Source organism: Blastococcus saxobsidens DD2, from assembly GCF_000284015.1.
GTDB lineage: Bacteria > Actinomycetota > Actinomycetes > Mycobacteriales > Geodermatophilaceae > Blastococcus > Blastococcus saxobsidens_A.
In genome coordinates this window covers 3092005-3105241 of the sequence record NC_016943.1, presented here as the reverse complement: position 1 = coordinate 3105241, position 13237 = coordinate 3092005, and the positions used below count along the sequence as shown (strand labels likewise).

The following is a 13237-nucleotide window of genomic DNA, read 5'->3' as shown; positions in this document are numbered from 1 at the left end:
CGATGCGAGAGCTGGCGTCCGTCGCCGGTCGTCGAGCCTTCCGGAGAGGTCAATGGAGCTGGTCCTCAATGTGCTGCTGGTCCTGAGCAGCCTGCTCCTCATCGTGCTGATCCTGCTGCACCGCGGCAAGGGTGGCGGGCTGTCGTCGATGTTCGGTGGTGCAGCCTCCTCCTCGCTGTCCGGGTCGTCGGTGGTGGAGAAGAACCTCAACCGGCTGACCGTGTTCACCGCGCTGATCTGGACGGTGTGCATCGTGGGTCTGGGCATCCTGATCAAAATCCAGGCCTGACCTGACCCCCGCCCGTGATCGGCGTCACGATCGGCGCGCAATCGTGACCGGGGAGTGGCCCGTCAGGCCCTAGACTGCCCGCACGGTGGTCAGCGCCGCCGCACCCGGACCGACGATCAGGGGGCAGACGTGGCTGGTGGGAACGCGATCCGGGGTAGCCGGGTCGGCGCGGGGCCGATGGGCGAGGTCGAGCGCGGGGAGTCCGCGCCCCGGCGGCGCATCCCGTTCTGGTGCGCGAACGGGCACGAGACGCGGGTGATCCTCGCCCGCGAGGCCGACGTCCCCGAGTTCTGGGACTGCCCCCGCTGCGGGCTACCGGCCGGGCAGGACCAAACGGCTCCGCCGCCGGTGCCGCGGATCGAGCCGTACAAGACGCACCTCGCCTACGTGCGCGAGCGGCGCAGCGACGCCGACGGCGATGCCCTGCTCCAGGAGGCGCTCGACCGGCTCCGGGTCCGCCGCGGCGGCTGAGGATCAGGCCCCGCTGCGGGGCAGGTGGGCGGCGGCGGCTGCGTCCAGCAGCCACCGGGTGGCCCGCCGGCCGTGCACGCCGGCGGCCGGCAGCTCCTCCCGTGCCGCACCGCCCAGTGCGGCGGCGACGGCGGGAGCCTTGCCCTCGCCGGTCACCACCATCCAGACCTCCTCGGCGCGGTTGATCGCACTGAATCCGAGGCTGACCCGGGTGGGTGGCGGCTTCGGGCAGTCGCGGACGGCGAACACCGGCCGGTCGTCCCGCACGGCGGGGGAGTCGGGGAAGATCGAGGCGGTGTGACCCTCCGGGCCCATGCCGAGGAGGAGCACGTCGAACCGGGGCAGGCTCTCGCCCTCTGTCGCCGCGGCGGCGAGCTGCTCGGCGTACCAGGCAGCCGCCTCGTCCGGGCCGTCGAACTCCCCGTCCGACGGCGGCATGGCGTGCACGCGGGCCGCCGGCACACCGACCACGTCCAGCAGCGCGGTACGGGCCTGCTTCTCGTTGCGCTCGGCGTCGCCCCCGGGCACGAATCGCTCATCGCCCCACCAGACGTCCACGGCCGTCCAGTCGACCGTCTCGCGCACCGGTTCGGCGGCCAGGCCGGCGACCCGCTCCAGGACGGCGATCCCGATCCCACCGCCGGTCACCACGAGCGACGCGGTACCGTGCACCGCCTGCGCAGCCGCGAGCCGGGCGACCAGCGCCTCGGCCACCGCCCGGGCGAGCCGGTCACCGTCGGGCTCGATGACGATGTCGGGGACGGGCCGCTCACCTTGGGCGAGTTCGGCCGACACCTGGTCGCCGGGGGAGTGGCTCACGGGGTGGCTCCTTCGGGTGCGGTGGGATGGTCGGTGTCCTGGCGGGCGGCGGGGTCGAACCAGACGTGTTCCCGGACCCGCGGGCGATCGGCGAGTCCGCGGACCGCTGTCGTGGCCTCCAGGGCCTCGCTGTAGGGCTCGTCGGGATCGAGCCGGCGCAGTTCCTCGCTGAGCAGATCGCCGAGCACGCGCTCGGGCAGCGCGACCGTGGAGTCCGGCCGGTGCGGCTGCGAGATGACGGCTCCGCCGCGGTGGTCGGCGCGGATCTCGACCCGTTCGTCGTGGTCCAGGTCCAGCGCCACCGCCGTGACCCCGCTGGGCCCCGAGCGGCGCGAATCCTCGGTGATGTCGACCGGGCAGCTGCTGCGGGAGGACACCCATCCGGCCAGCAGGCGGGCCGTGGCGTTGCCCGGATCGCCCTGGATGGATCCACCGAGCGCCCGTACGGAGTCCCCGCGGCGTCCCGACACCGAGTCCAGGGTCGAGGCCAGGGCCGTCCGCCACGCGGTGGTGCGGGTCCAGGCGAGGTCGGTGTCGCCGGGGGCGTAGTCCTCGGCCCGCAGCCGGAGCGCGGTCAGCGGGTCCTCGGCCAGCGAGCTGTCGGTGATCCGGCGGTGGGCGAAGACGGACAGCGCATCGGTGGCCATCCTCTCGGGGGGAGCCCCGTGCCACCAGGTGACGACGGGGGCGTCGGCGGCCAGCAGCGGCAGCACCACCGACTCGGCGTGCAGGGCGAGCCGCCCGTACATGCGCATCACCACCGCCTCGCCCGGTCCGAGACGGCCGCCGATGACCACCTCGGCGTCCAGCCGCGGGCCCGGCGCGTCGATCTGCCGCCGGACCACGACGAGCACCCGGCAGGGGTGCATCTCGGCGGCGTGGGTCGCCGCCTCCTCGGCTTCGGCCACCCGGCTCTCGTCGGCGACGACGACGAGGGTGAGCGCCACCCCGGAGAGCACCGCCCCTCCGGTGCGGCGCTGGGCGGCCAGTTCCTTGACGACCGCCGATCCAGTCGTGTCCCACAACGTCGTCACGGTGTCTCCTCCGATCGACGGCAGCGCACGGGTGGGCAGAAACAGCCTCTTCTGCCCCTTGGGGGCACGGGGCTCACGGCCGCCGCCAACGGCGGCCTTCGGCGGCGAGCATCTCCTCGGCGGCTCGCGGGCCCCATTCGCCGGCGCGGTACGGGTGCGGCGCCGTGCCCGACCAGAACTCCTCCAGCGGGTCGATCACGGCCCAGGAGGCCTCGACCTCGGCATTGCGCGGGAAGAGGGTCGCGTCGCCGAGGAGGACGTCGAGCAGCAGCCGTTCGTAGGCCTCCGGGCTGGACTCGGTGAACTGCTCGCCGTAGAGGAAGTCCATGGAGACGTCCCGGACCTCCATGACGCTGCCCGGTACCTTGGACCCGAACTTGAGGGTGACCCCTTCGTCGGGCTGCACGCGCACGACCAGCTGGTTGTTGCCGAGCTCCTCGGTGTCGGTGTCGGCGAACGGCAGGTGCGGGGCGCGCTTGAACACCAGGGCGATCTCGGTGACCCGGCGGGGCAGTCGCTTGCCGGTGCGCAGGTAGAACGGCACCCCGGCCCAGCGGCGGGTCTCCACGCCCAGCCGGACGGCGGCGTAGGTCTCGGTCGTCGACTCCGCGTCGACGCCGTCTTCCTCCCGGTAGCCCTGGACCCGCTCGCCGGCCAGCCAGCCCGGCTCGTACTGGCCGCGCACGGCGAACGTCCCCAGGTCCCCGGGCAGCGACACGGCGCGCAGCACCTTGAGCTTCTCGGTGCGGATCTCCTCGGCGGAGAACTCCACCGGCTCCTCCATGGCGGTCAGCGCCAGCAGCTGCAGCAGGTGGTTCTGCAGCACGTCCCGGGCCGCGCCGGTCTTCTCGTAGAAGCCGGCCCGGCCGCCGATGCCGACGTCCTCGGCCATGGTGATCTGGACCGAGTCGACGTTGTGCCCGTTCCAGATGGGCTCGAACAGGGTGTTGGCGAAGCGCAGCGCCAGCAGGTTCTGGACGGTCTCCTTGCCCAGGTAGTGGTCGATCCGGAAGACGTCCTCCGCGGAGAACACCGAGTCGACCAGCGCATTCAGCTCTCGGCTGGAGGCCAGGTCCTCGCCGAACGGCTTCTCGACGACGACCCGCCGCCAGCGGCCCGGCGTGCTCTCGGCCATCCCGGTGCGCTGCATCTGCTTGAGGACGACGGGGAACATCGCCGGCGGGATGGACAGGTAGAACGCCGCGTTCCCGCCGATGCCGTGGCTGCCCTCCAGCTCCTGCAGCGCTCCGGCGAGCTCGTCGAAGGCGTTGTCGTCGTCGAACGAGCCCGGCACGAAGTGCACGCTGGCGGCGAGCCGGTCCCAGACCTCCTCCCGCCACGGTGTCCGGGCATTCTTCCGAGCGGCCTCACGGGCCAGCTCGGCGAACTCCGTGTCGCCCCAGTCCCGGCGGGCGAGGCCGAGCAGCGCGAAGTTGGTGGGCAGCAGGCCGCGGTTGGCGAGGTCGTAGACGGCCGGCAGGAGCTTCTTGCGCGCAAGGTCCCCGGTGATGCCGAAGACCACCAGGGCGCACGGCTGGGGCACCCGGGGCAGCCGCCGGTCCCGCGGATCGCGCAGCGGGTTGGGAATCATCGCGGGCCGCGTAGCGGGGAAAGAGTCATCGTCCGTCCTCGTCGTCGGGGGGCCCGCCGTCCGTCCCCGGGGGAACGGACGGCGGGTGGAGCAGGCGCGGATCGAGGGGGCGGTCCTCCGGCGTGGCGTCCGGTGGTCAGCCCAGGGTGGAGAGCAGCTGGCCGACGCCGGCCGCCCGGTCGGTCAGGTGCAGGTGCAGCAGCGGACGGGCCCGGTCGGCCAGCGCCTTGCGGTCACCGGCGGCCTGGGCGGCCTGCAGGGTTCCGAAGGTGTACGGCTGATCGGGCACGGGCAGGTCATCGGCCACCGTGCCGGTGATCTGGAGGAAGACGCCGACCTGCGGGCCGCCCTTGTGGTACTGGCCGGTCGAGTGCAGGAAGCGCGGGCCCCAGCCGAACGTGACCGCGTGCTCGGTGCGGCGGGCCAGCGCCGCCCGGACGTCGGCCGCGCGGGCGTCCCCGAGGCGGTCCAGGTACGCCATGACGGCCAGGTACCCGCGCGGAGGGATGATCGCCAGCAGCGAGTCCAGCGCCAGGGAGAGCCCGTCGTGGATGGAGAGGTCCACGCCGGTGAGCAGTTCGGCGCTGCCGCGGATCTCCACGGCACCGATCGTCGCGACCGGCTCGTCGTCGGGCAGACCCACGGCGAGGATCGTCCGGGTGTTCTTCTTGCTCTCGGTCACGTTGGGCTGGTCGAAGGGGTTGATCCCCAGCACCCGGCCGGCCACCGCGGTGGCGTACTCCCAGCCGAGGAACTGCGCGCCCAGCGGGCCGGTGACGCCGATCGACGGCGCTGAGCCGGGGGCCTCGGCGCCGACCAGGGCCAGCAGCACGTCAGCGGCCGACCCGGCCGGTGCCTGCGGCGACTCCAGCACCACCGGGAGGATGCCGCGGCCCTCCTTGCCCGTGGACTCGGCGATCAGCTGCTCGGCCCAGTCGCCGAAGCCCTGGATCGGGGTGTCCCCGGCGTCGGCGAGCGCGAGCTTGTCCCGCCCGGTCCGGAAGGCGGCGCCCAGCGCGATACCCAGCTCCATCGCCGGGCCGGCCGGGTCGGCCAGCCGCTCGGCGAGCTCCTCGGCGTCGTCGACCAGCGCGGCGACGTCGGCGCCGGCCAGCGCCGACGGCACCAACCCGAACGCCGACAGGGCGCTGTAGCGGCCGCCCACCGTCGGGTCGGCGAGGAACACGGCGCGGGCGCCCATGGCCGCGGCCGTCTCGGCCAGCGGCGAACCGGGGTCGGTGACGACGACGAACCGCGCGCCGATCTGCTTCTCGTCCAACCCGGTCTCGGCGAAGGCGGCGATGAACGCCCGGCGCTGGCTCTCGGTCTCCACCGTGCCGCCGGACTTGGAGCTGATCACCACGACCGTCCGCTCCAGGTCGGTCATGGCGGTGGCCACCTGCCCGGGGTCGGTGGTGTCCAGCACGACCAGCGGCACCCCGGCGGTCCGGCAGATGACCTCGGGAGCGAGGGAGGACCCGCCCATGCCGCAGAGGACGATCCGGTCCAGACCTTCGCTCGCCAACGTGCCGCGCAGGTCGGCCAGCTGGGCGAGCAGCGACCGGGAGCTCGCCGGCAGGTCCAGCCAGCCCAGCCGGACGGCGGCCTCGCTCTCGGCGTCCGGACCCCACAGCGTCGCGTCCTTGCGGACCAGCCGGGCGGCGACGTCGTCCTGCAGCAGCTGTGCGCGGACCGGCTCGGGCACCTGCAGCCCGTGCGCGGTGACCCGCAGGCTCACTGTCCCTCCTCGCCGGCCGTGAGCCCTGCCGCTGTGCCCATCGGTGGACTCGCGAGCTCGCTCACTTCTTGTCCTCGAGCTCCGTGCGGACGCTCTCGGTGAGCTCGTCCCAGGAGTCGACGAACTTCTGCACGCCCTCGTCCTCGAGGACGCGGAAGACGTCGTCGAGGTCGATGCCGGCGTCCCGCACCGCCTGGAGGACCGCCGCCGCGTCGTCGTAGGACTTCTGCACCGGGGTGGCCGGCCTCCCGTGGTCGGCGTAGGCCATCAGCGTCTTCTCCGGCATGGTGTTGACCGTGCCGGGTGCGATGAGCTCGCTGATGTAGAGGGTGTCGGAGTAGTCCGGGTTCTTGACGCCGGTCGAGGCCCACAGCGGGCGCTGCGGCCGGGCGCCCTTCGCCTCCAGGGCGCGCCAGCGATCCGAGGAGAACACCTCCTCGTAGGCCTGGTAGGCCAGCTGGGCGTTGGCCACGCCGGCCTTGCCCTTGAGCTGCGCGTCGGCTCCGGCGGCGTCCAGGCGCTTGTCGATCTCGCTGTCCACGCGGGACACGAAGAACGACGCCACCGAGTCCAGGCCGGACAGCTCGGCCTCGGGGTTCTCGGCCAGCCGCTGCTCGAGGCCGCTGAGATAGGCGTCCATGACGGCCCGGTAGCGGTCGAGGCTGAAGATCAGGGTGACGTTGACGCTGATCCCGCGGGAGATCGACGTGGTGATCGCCGGCAGGCCCGCCTCGGTGGCCGGGATCTTGATGTAGAGGTTCGGCCGGTCCACCAGCCACCACAGGTGCGCGGCCTCGGCGGCGGTGGCGTCGGTGTCGTTCGCCAGCCCGGGAGCCACCTCGAGGGAGACGCGCCCGTCGCCGGGCTGGCGCTGCGCCACCGGCGCGAGCAGGTCGCACGCGTCGCGGACGTCGGCGGCGGTGATGGTGCGCAGCGCCTCCTCGACGCTCACCTGCCGCACCGCCAGCGCGTGCAGCTGGTCGTCGTAGGACTCCGACCCGCTGATCGCCGCGGCGAAGATGGTCGGGTTCGTGGTCACGCCCACGACGGAGTGCTCGTCGACCAGCGACTGCAGGTTGCCGCTGCGGATGCGATCGCGGGACAGGTCGTCGAGCCAGACGGCCACCCCGGCCCGTGACAGTTCGGCCAGGTTCTCGTTCTGTGCCATGACAGTCCTTTCGGGGGAGGTTCGAGTGGTCCTGATCAGCCCGAGTGCGGGAGGCCGCCGTGCAGGGGGACCGGCCCCGCGGGGGCGGCGACTCCGGAGCGGGCCGCCTCCAGGCTCTCCCGGGCGGCGGTGACGACCGCCTCGTCGGTGAGCCCGAACTCCTCGTAGAGCACGGTGTAGGCGGCGCTGGCGCCGTAGTGGTCCAGCCCGACGATGCGGCCGGCGTCGCCGACGAACTCGCGCCAGCCCATCGGCACACCGGCCTCGACGCTGACGCGGGCGCGGACCGACGGGGGGAGCACCTCGGTGCGGTAGGCCTCGTCCTGGGCGGCGAACCATTCGACGCAGGGCACCGAGACCACCCGGGTCGGGACGCCGTCAGCCTCCAGCCGCTCGCGGGCGGCGACGGCGATCTGCACCTCGGAGCCGGTGCCGAGCAGGATCACCTCGGGGGTCCCGCCCGACGCCTCGGCCAGGACGTACGCGCCCCGGGCGACGCCGTCGGCCGAGGTGAACCGCTCGCGGTCGAACACCGGCAGGTTCTGCCGGGACAGCAGCAGCCCGGCCGGCCGGTCGTTGTTCTCCAGGATCGTCCGCCAGGCCACGGCGACCTCGTTGGCGTCCGCCGGGCGGACGACGTCCAGGCCGGGGATGGCCCGCAGCGCGGCGAAGTGCTCGATCGGCTGGTGGGTCGGGCCGTCCTCGCCCAGGCCGATGGAGTCGTGGGTCCAGACGTAGGTGACCGGGAGCTGCATGAGCGCGGCCAGCCGCACGGCGCCGCGCATGTAGTCGGAGAAGGTGAGGAACGTGCCGCCGTACACGCGGGTGCCGCCGTGCAGCGCGATGCCGTTCATGACCGCGCCCATGGCGTGCTCGCGGACGCCGAAGTGGATGGTGCGGCCGTAGGGACCGCCGGACCACATCTTGGTCTGCCGGTCGGCGGGCAGGAACGACGGTTCGCCCTCCACCGCGGTGTTGTTGCTCTCGGCGAGGTCGGCGGAGCCGCCCCACAGCTCGGGCACCTCCGGGTAGAGAGCGGCCAGGACCTTGCCCGACGCCTTGCGGGTGGCCACGCCCTTCTCGTCGGCGGGGAAGGACGGCAGGTCCGCGGCCCAGCCCTCGGGCAGCCGGCGCTCCCGCATCCGGGCCAGCAGCGCGGCGCCATCGGGATCGGCCTGCTCCCAGGCGGCGAACGCCTCGTCCCACTGTGCGCGGGCGGCGCGGCCCTTCTGCACGACCGAGCGGGCGTGCGCGAGCACGTCGTCGTCGACCTGGAAGGTGCGCTCGGGGTCGAAGCCGAGGATCTCCTTGGTGGCGCGCACCTCGTCCTCGCCGAGCGCGGAACCGTGCGAGGCTCCGGTGTTCTGCTTCGTGGGCGCGGGCCAGGCGATGACCGTCCGCAGCACGATGAGGGAGGGGCGGGACGTCTCGGCCTTCGCGGCGGCGAACGCGGCGTCCACGGCGGCGAGGTCCTCGCCGTCGTCCACGCGCTGCACGTGCCAGCCGTAGGCCTCGTACCGCTTGCCGACGTCCTCGGTGAAGGCGACGGTCGTGTCGTCCTCGATGGAGATCTGGTTGTCGTCGTAGACCAGCGTCAGGTTGCCGAGCCGCTGGGTGCCGGCCAGGGACGACGCCTCGCCGCTGACGCCTTCCTCCATGTCGCCGTCGGAGGCGAAGCACCAGATGGAGTGGTCGAAGAGGCTCTCGCCCTCGGGGGCGTCGGGGTCGAGCATCCCGCGCTCCCGGCGGGCGGCCATGGCCATGCCGACCGCGTTGCCGACGCCCTGACCGAGCGGCCCGGTCGTGGTCTCGATGCCGGGCGTGTGGTCGACCTCGGGGTGACCGGGGGTCTTCGAGCCCCACGTCCGCAGCGCCTGCAGGTCCTCGACCTCGAGCCCGTAGCCGGAGAGGAAGAGCTGCACGTACAGGGTCAGGCTGGAATGCCCCATGGACAGGACGAACCGGTCACGGCCGACCCAGTTCGGATCGGAGGGATCGTGCCGCAGCCACTTGTGGAACAGCAGGTAGGCAGTCGGCGCCATGCTCATCGCGGTGCCCGGGTGACCGTTGCCGACTTTCTGGACGGCGTCCATCGCGAGCACGCGGGCGGTGTCGATGGCCCGGCGGTCCACGTCGCCGAAGTCCTCGGGGAGGGTCGGCCGCGGCTGCGCCGGGTTCCCGGTCGGCGCGTCGGTCGCGGCCTCGGCGGGGGCCTCCGGCCCGGTGCTTCGCGTGTCCATCTGGTCGGTTCTCCCTCGAGTAGGCCTGACGTCGTGCCCGGGCGGAGCGACCGCCGGGCGGGGTGGGCCGGAGCCCGCCTGCGGCGTCCCCCGGACCGCTGGCGCGGTCGGTGGCGCGACGACGTCGTCACCGTCGCCCCTACCCGCTGCACCGCTGGCAGCAACGTGATCAACCCTAGTCATCACAGGTCATGCCGTCCGGTGGGCCGGGAACCCGCCGGGGCTACAGTGGGCGAGTTCCGCTCTCCGGTCCGAAGGGATCCCGTGGTGCCCTGCTGCCCGCACGAGGGCACCCGGTGACGGCGCTGTCCGAGCGCCCCGCCGCCTCCGCTCCTGGCCTCCTCAGCCGTGTCCGTGCACGGGTCGGCGCCTACGTGGGCCTCACCAAGCCGCGGATCATCGAGCTGCTGCTCATCACCACCGTGCCGGCGATGATGCTGGCCGATCGTGGGTGGCCGTCGTGGACGCTGCTGCTGAGCACCCTGGTCGGCGGCACGCTCGCCGCCGGCGCCGCGAACGTCTTCAACTGCTGGTACGACCGCGACATCGACCGGCTCATGAACCGCACCCGGAAGCGGCCGCTCGTCACCGGCGCGGTGACCCCGCGGGCGGCGCTGGTCTTCGGCGTCGTGCTGACGGTGGCATCCATCGTGCTGCTCGCGCTGACGACCACGACCCTGGCCGCGGTCCTGGCGGCGGGCGCGATCTTCTACTACGCCGTCCTCTACACGATGGTGTTCAAGCGGTACACCCGGCGCAGCACCGAGTTCGGCGGCGTGCCGGGTGCGGCGCCGGTGCTGATCGGCTGGGCCGCGGTGACCGGCTCCCTGGACTGGCCGGCGGTCGTCGTCTTCGGCGTCGTCTTCTGCTGGCAGATGCCGCACTTCTGGGCGCTGGCCCTGCGGTTCAAGGACGACTACGCGCGGGCCGACGTGCCGATGCTGCCGGTGGTCACCAGCGCCCGGTCGGTGGGCCGGCAGACCGTCGCCTGGAGCTGGGTGACCGTCGCCGTCTCCCTGCTGCTCTGGCCGGTCGGGGCGGAGTACGGCGTCGGCCGCGGCTACACGATCGCCGCCGCGGTCCTCGGTGCCTGGTTCCTCATCGAGGCCCACCGGCTGCTCCGCCGCATCCGGGCCGGCGGCGAGACCAGACCGATGCAGCTGTTCCACGTGTCGATCTCGTACCTCGCGCTGCTGATGGTCGCGATCGTCGTCGACGCCATCGTCTGACAGCGGCGCTGCCCAGCGTGTGCGCCGGCGCCCGGTTCCATCGATCAGAACTGGGCATGAGCGCCCCCGTTCCACGACCCTGTCCACATATTTCGGCTGCTGTCCCCGCGCACGCGGCCGACTCGACAGAGTCACGCGGTGGCGTACGACATCCCGGCCCTGCTCGGCGCCGACGGCTGGGCGACATGGGAGGCGCTCACCGCCCGCATCGATCGCAAGACGCTCTCCGCCTGGGTGGCGACCGGTCGGCTGCGCCGCATCCAGCCAGGGGTGTACGCCCTTCCCGCGGTGGCTGACGACTGGCGGATCCGTGTCGAGGCCGCGGTGCAGGCGTGGGACGGGGTGGTCAGCCACCACAGCGCACTCGCCCTGTGGGAGCTCCTGCCACCGGGAGCACCGGTCCACCTCACCGTCGAGCTCCGGCGAAGCGGGCGAGGGGCGGCGGGTGTCGTGCTGCATCGCAGTCGTGACGTCGCCGACACGATCCGGCGGGTGGAGGGCCTGCCGGTGACCTGCGTCGAGCGCGCGCTCGTGGACACCTGGGGTCAACCACGCGGCGTGCACCGATCGGACCTCCGGGCTGCGGCCATCACCGCCGTCCGTCGTCGACTGTGCCTACCGCGGCAGCTGAACGCCGAGATCGAGCGGCGGCCGTGTCTGCCGGGGCGTGCGGCCCTCGTCGAGTTGGTCGGACTCCTCGCCGACGGGTGCCGGAGCGAGTTGGAGATCTGGGGCTGTCTCCAGGTGCTCCGGGCGCCTGGAATGCCCGCGTTCGTCCAGCAGCGGCCGGTCACGGTTGCCGGACGGACCCACTATCTCGATGTCGCCTACGGGGACGTCCTGCTCGCGGTCGAGATGGACGGCGCCGCCTGGCACGGTTCCCGCGATCAGCGGGAGAGGGACATCCGCCGCGATGCACTCCTGGCCACCATCGGCTGGCAGACGCTGCGCTTCGGATACCGCCGGCTGACCGGGGATCCGGAGGGGTGCCGACGAGAGCTCCGCGCCGTCCACGACGCCCGGCGACGCCTCTTCGGGCTGGAGGGTGTGCGCTGAGGCCCGGTTATCGAGTTCGGGGCTCCGCCCCAGCGCACACGCTCGCCGATATCAGTGGGTGACGGCGGCCGGCTCCGTCGACGCGGTCAGGGGCAGGTCCGACGCCGGGCCGCGGACGGCCCAGACCAGGCGCGCCGTGTACGCGGTGACCAGCACCGCGCCCAGCATGTGCACCAGAACCAGGGCGATCGGCAGGTCGGTGAAGTACTGCACGTACCCGACGACGCCCTGTGCCAGCTGGACGATCAGCAGGTCGCGGGTGGCACGGCGGACCCGGCCGGGGGAGTCGGTCGCGTGGAGGGCGACCAGCAGCGCGATGGTCAGGCCGAGGAGCAGGAAGACGACGTCGGCGTGCAGCTGGCTGACCAGCTCCGGATCGAAGCCCATGCGGACCGGTGCGGCGCCCGGGTCGTCCGGCAGGTCGCCGCTGTGCGGCCCGCTCCCGGTGACGACGGTGCCCAGCAACAGGACGGCGGCGGTGGCGGCGGCGATGCCGTTGACCAGCAGGACGAAGGGACGGCGGAGCAGCGGCCGGCCGACGCCGGTCTCCCGCGAGCGCAGCCACAGCGTGGTCGCGAGGGCGACGAGGACCGCCGAGACGAGGAAGTGCGCGGCCACGGTCCACGGGTTGAGGCCGGTGAGCACGGTGACCCCGCCGAGCGCGGCCTGCGCGGGGATGCCGAGGAACGTGAGCAGGGCGAGGGTGCGGAGGTCGCGCCGCGGAGAGCGCCACACGACCACCACGGCGGCGACGGCGGCGGCGGCGAGCACGAAGGTGAGCAGCCGGTTGCCGAACTCGATGACGCCGTGCCCGGCGAGCTCCGGGGTCGCCACGAAGCTCTCGTCGGTGCAGCGGGGCCAGGTCGGGCAGCCGAGCCCGGAGCCCGTCAGACGGACCAGGCCGCCGGTCACGACGATCAGCCCGTTGGCGATCGCGTTGACCAGCGCCACACGGGAGATCGTGGTGGGGGAGTAGGAGTCGCGCAGCAGCCGCACGCTCCGATGCTAAGTGGTCGGGAGGCCAGAACCGGTCGCCGAGGGCTCACCGCGGCCAGGGCCCCGTGAGGCTGATCACGCGGGCGGCCGGAGGGTGTCGGTTCTTAGGCTGACCTTGCTTGCGGGGTCCCCGAAATAGGACACACTCGTGTTGTGGAATCTCTCGCGGCACCCCCCCGGTCGTCGGCGCCTGCCGACGACGGGCGCACCCGCGACCGCGTCTCCGCCCTCCTCCTCCAGCACGGCCCGCAGACCGCCACCGAGCTGGCCGGGCGGCTGGGCGTGTCCCCGGCCGCCGTCCGCCGGCACCTGGACGCCCTGCTGGCGACCGGCCGGGTTGATGAGCGGCAGAGTCGTGACGCGCACCGCGGCCGCGGCCGGCCCGCCCGCCGCTTCCACCTCACGGACGCCGGACGCTCCGCCTTCCCGCACGCCTACGACGACCTGGCGCTGACCGCGCTCCGCTACGTCGCCGCCTCGGCGGCCGGACGCCGTCCGCGCCGTCGCCGAGCAGCAGCTGGCGGGCCTGGAGGCGCGCGCCTCCAGCGCCGTCGCGCAGGCCGTCGACGCCCGGCCCGGGCAGCCGGTCGACCGGGCCCAGGCCCT

Annotated in this window: 11 protein-coding genes and 1 pseudogene; 5 read left to right on the top strand and 7 right to left on the bottom strand. The window is 73.2% G+C overall.

Annotated elements, in window-relative coordinates; genetic code table 11:
* Nucleotides 1-52: 52 nt before the first annotated feature.
* Both secG and BLASA_RS14730 read left to right on the top strand, forming a co-directional pair.
* Nucleotides 53-289: a preprotein translocase subunit SecG gene (secG, locus tag BLASA_RS14735; RefSeq protein WP_014376981.1), complete on the top strand. Its 237-nt coding sequence runs from the start codon at nucleotides 53-55 to the stop codon at nucleotides 287-289.
* A gap of 129 nt (nucleotides 290-418) precedes the next feature.
* Nucleotides 419-760, top strand: coding sequence for an RNA polymerase-binding protein RbpA (locus BLASA_RS14730; RefSeq protein ID WP_041775789.1), 342 nt, complete (start codon nucleotides 419-421; stop codon nucleotides 758-760).
* 3 nt (nucleotides 761-763) lie between these two features.
* On the opposite strand, the gene pgl is transcribed toward BLASA_RS14730, so the two are convergent.
* The 6 genes from pgl to tkt form a co-directional block, all read right to left on the bottom strand.
* Nucleotides 764-1579, bottom strand: a complete 816-nt coding sequence (pgl, locus tag BLASA_RS14725) for a 6-phosphogluconolactonase (RefSeq protein WP_014376979.1) — start codon at nucleotides 1577-1579, stop codon at nucleotides 764-766.
* Entirely contained in the window at nucleotides 1576-2613 is a 1038-nt protein-coding gene (locus BLASA_RS25595; RefSeq protein WP_014376978.1) for a glucose-6-phosphate dehydrogenase assembly protein OpcA, read from the bottom strand. Before BLASA_RS25595 ends, pgl begins: the two co-directional genes overlap by 4 nt.
* Before the next feature lie 73 nt (nucleotides 2614-2686).
* Nucleotides 2687-4204 carry a glucose-6-phosphate dehydrogenase gene (gene zwf / locus BLASA_RS14715; RefSeq protein WP_014376977.1) on the bottom strand — a complete coding sequence of 506 codons (1518 nt, stop codon included), beginning with the start codon at nucleotides 4202-4204 and terminating at the stop codon, nucleotides 2687-2689.
* Between the two features lie 136 nt (nucleotides 4205-4340).
* The gene (locus tag BLASA_RS14710; protein WP_041775788.1) at nucleotides 4341-5942 is read right to left on the bottom strand and encodes a glucose-6-phosphate isomerase; all 1602 of its coding nucleotides are present in this window, start codon (nucleotides 5940-5942) and stop codon (nucleotides 4341-4343) included.
* A 61-nt stretch (nucleotides 5943-6003) separates the two neighbouring features.
* Nucleotides 6004-7110 (bottom strand): transaldolase, encoded by a 1107-nt coding sequence (gene tal, locus BLASA_RS14705; protein WP_014376976.1) that lies wholly within the window; start codon nucleotides 7108-7110, stop codon nucleotides 6004-6006.
* Nucleotides 7111-7145: 35 nt separating this feature from the next.
* A complete protein-coding gene (tkt, locus tag BLASA_RS14700) occupies nucleotides 7146-9350 on the bottom strand; it encodes a transketolase (protein ID WP_014376975.1) in 2205 nt (734 codons plus the stop codon).
* Nucleotides 9351-9646: 296 nt separating this feature from the next.
* Between tkt and BLASA_RS14695 the strand changes: the two genes are divergently transcribed.
* A complete protein-coding gene (locus tag BLASA_RS14695) occupies nucleotides 9647-10579 on the top strand; it encodes a heme o synthase (RefSeq protein ID WP_014376973.1) in 933 nt (310 codons plus the stop codon).
* Between the two features lie 138 nt (nucleotides 10580-10717).
* On the top strand, nucleotides 10718-11635 hold the full coding sequence (locus BLASA_RS14690) for a DUF559 domain-containing protein (RefSeq protein ID WP_014376972.1): 918 nt from the start codon (nucleotides 10718-10720) through the stop codon (nucleotides 11633-11635).
* A gap of 51 nt (nucleotides 11636-11686) precedes the next feature.
* Here BLASA_RS14690 and BLASA_RS14685 read toward each other — a convergent pair whose 3' ends face one another.
* Entirely contained in the window at nucleotides 11687-12631 is a 945-nt protein-coding gene (locus tag BLASA_RS14685) for a COX15/CtaA family protein (RefSeq protein WP_014376971.1), read from the bottom strand.
* Nucleotides 12632-12784: 153 nt separating this feature from the next.
* On the opposite strand from BLASA_RS14685, the pseudogene BLASA_RS26005 reads away from it, so the two are divergent.
* A pseudogene (locus BLASA_RS26005) lies at nucleotides 12785-12925 on the top strand (transcriptional regulator); the annotation flags it as partial.
* Between the last annotated feature and the right edge of the window lie 312 nt (nucleotides 12926-13237).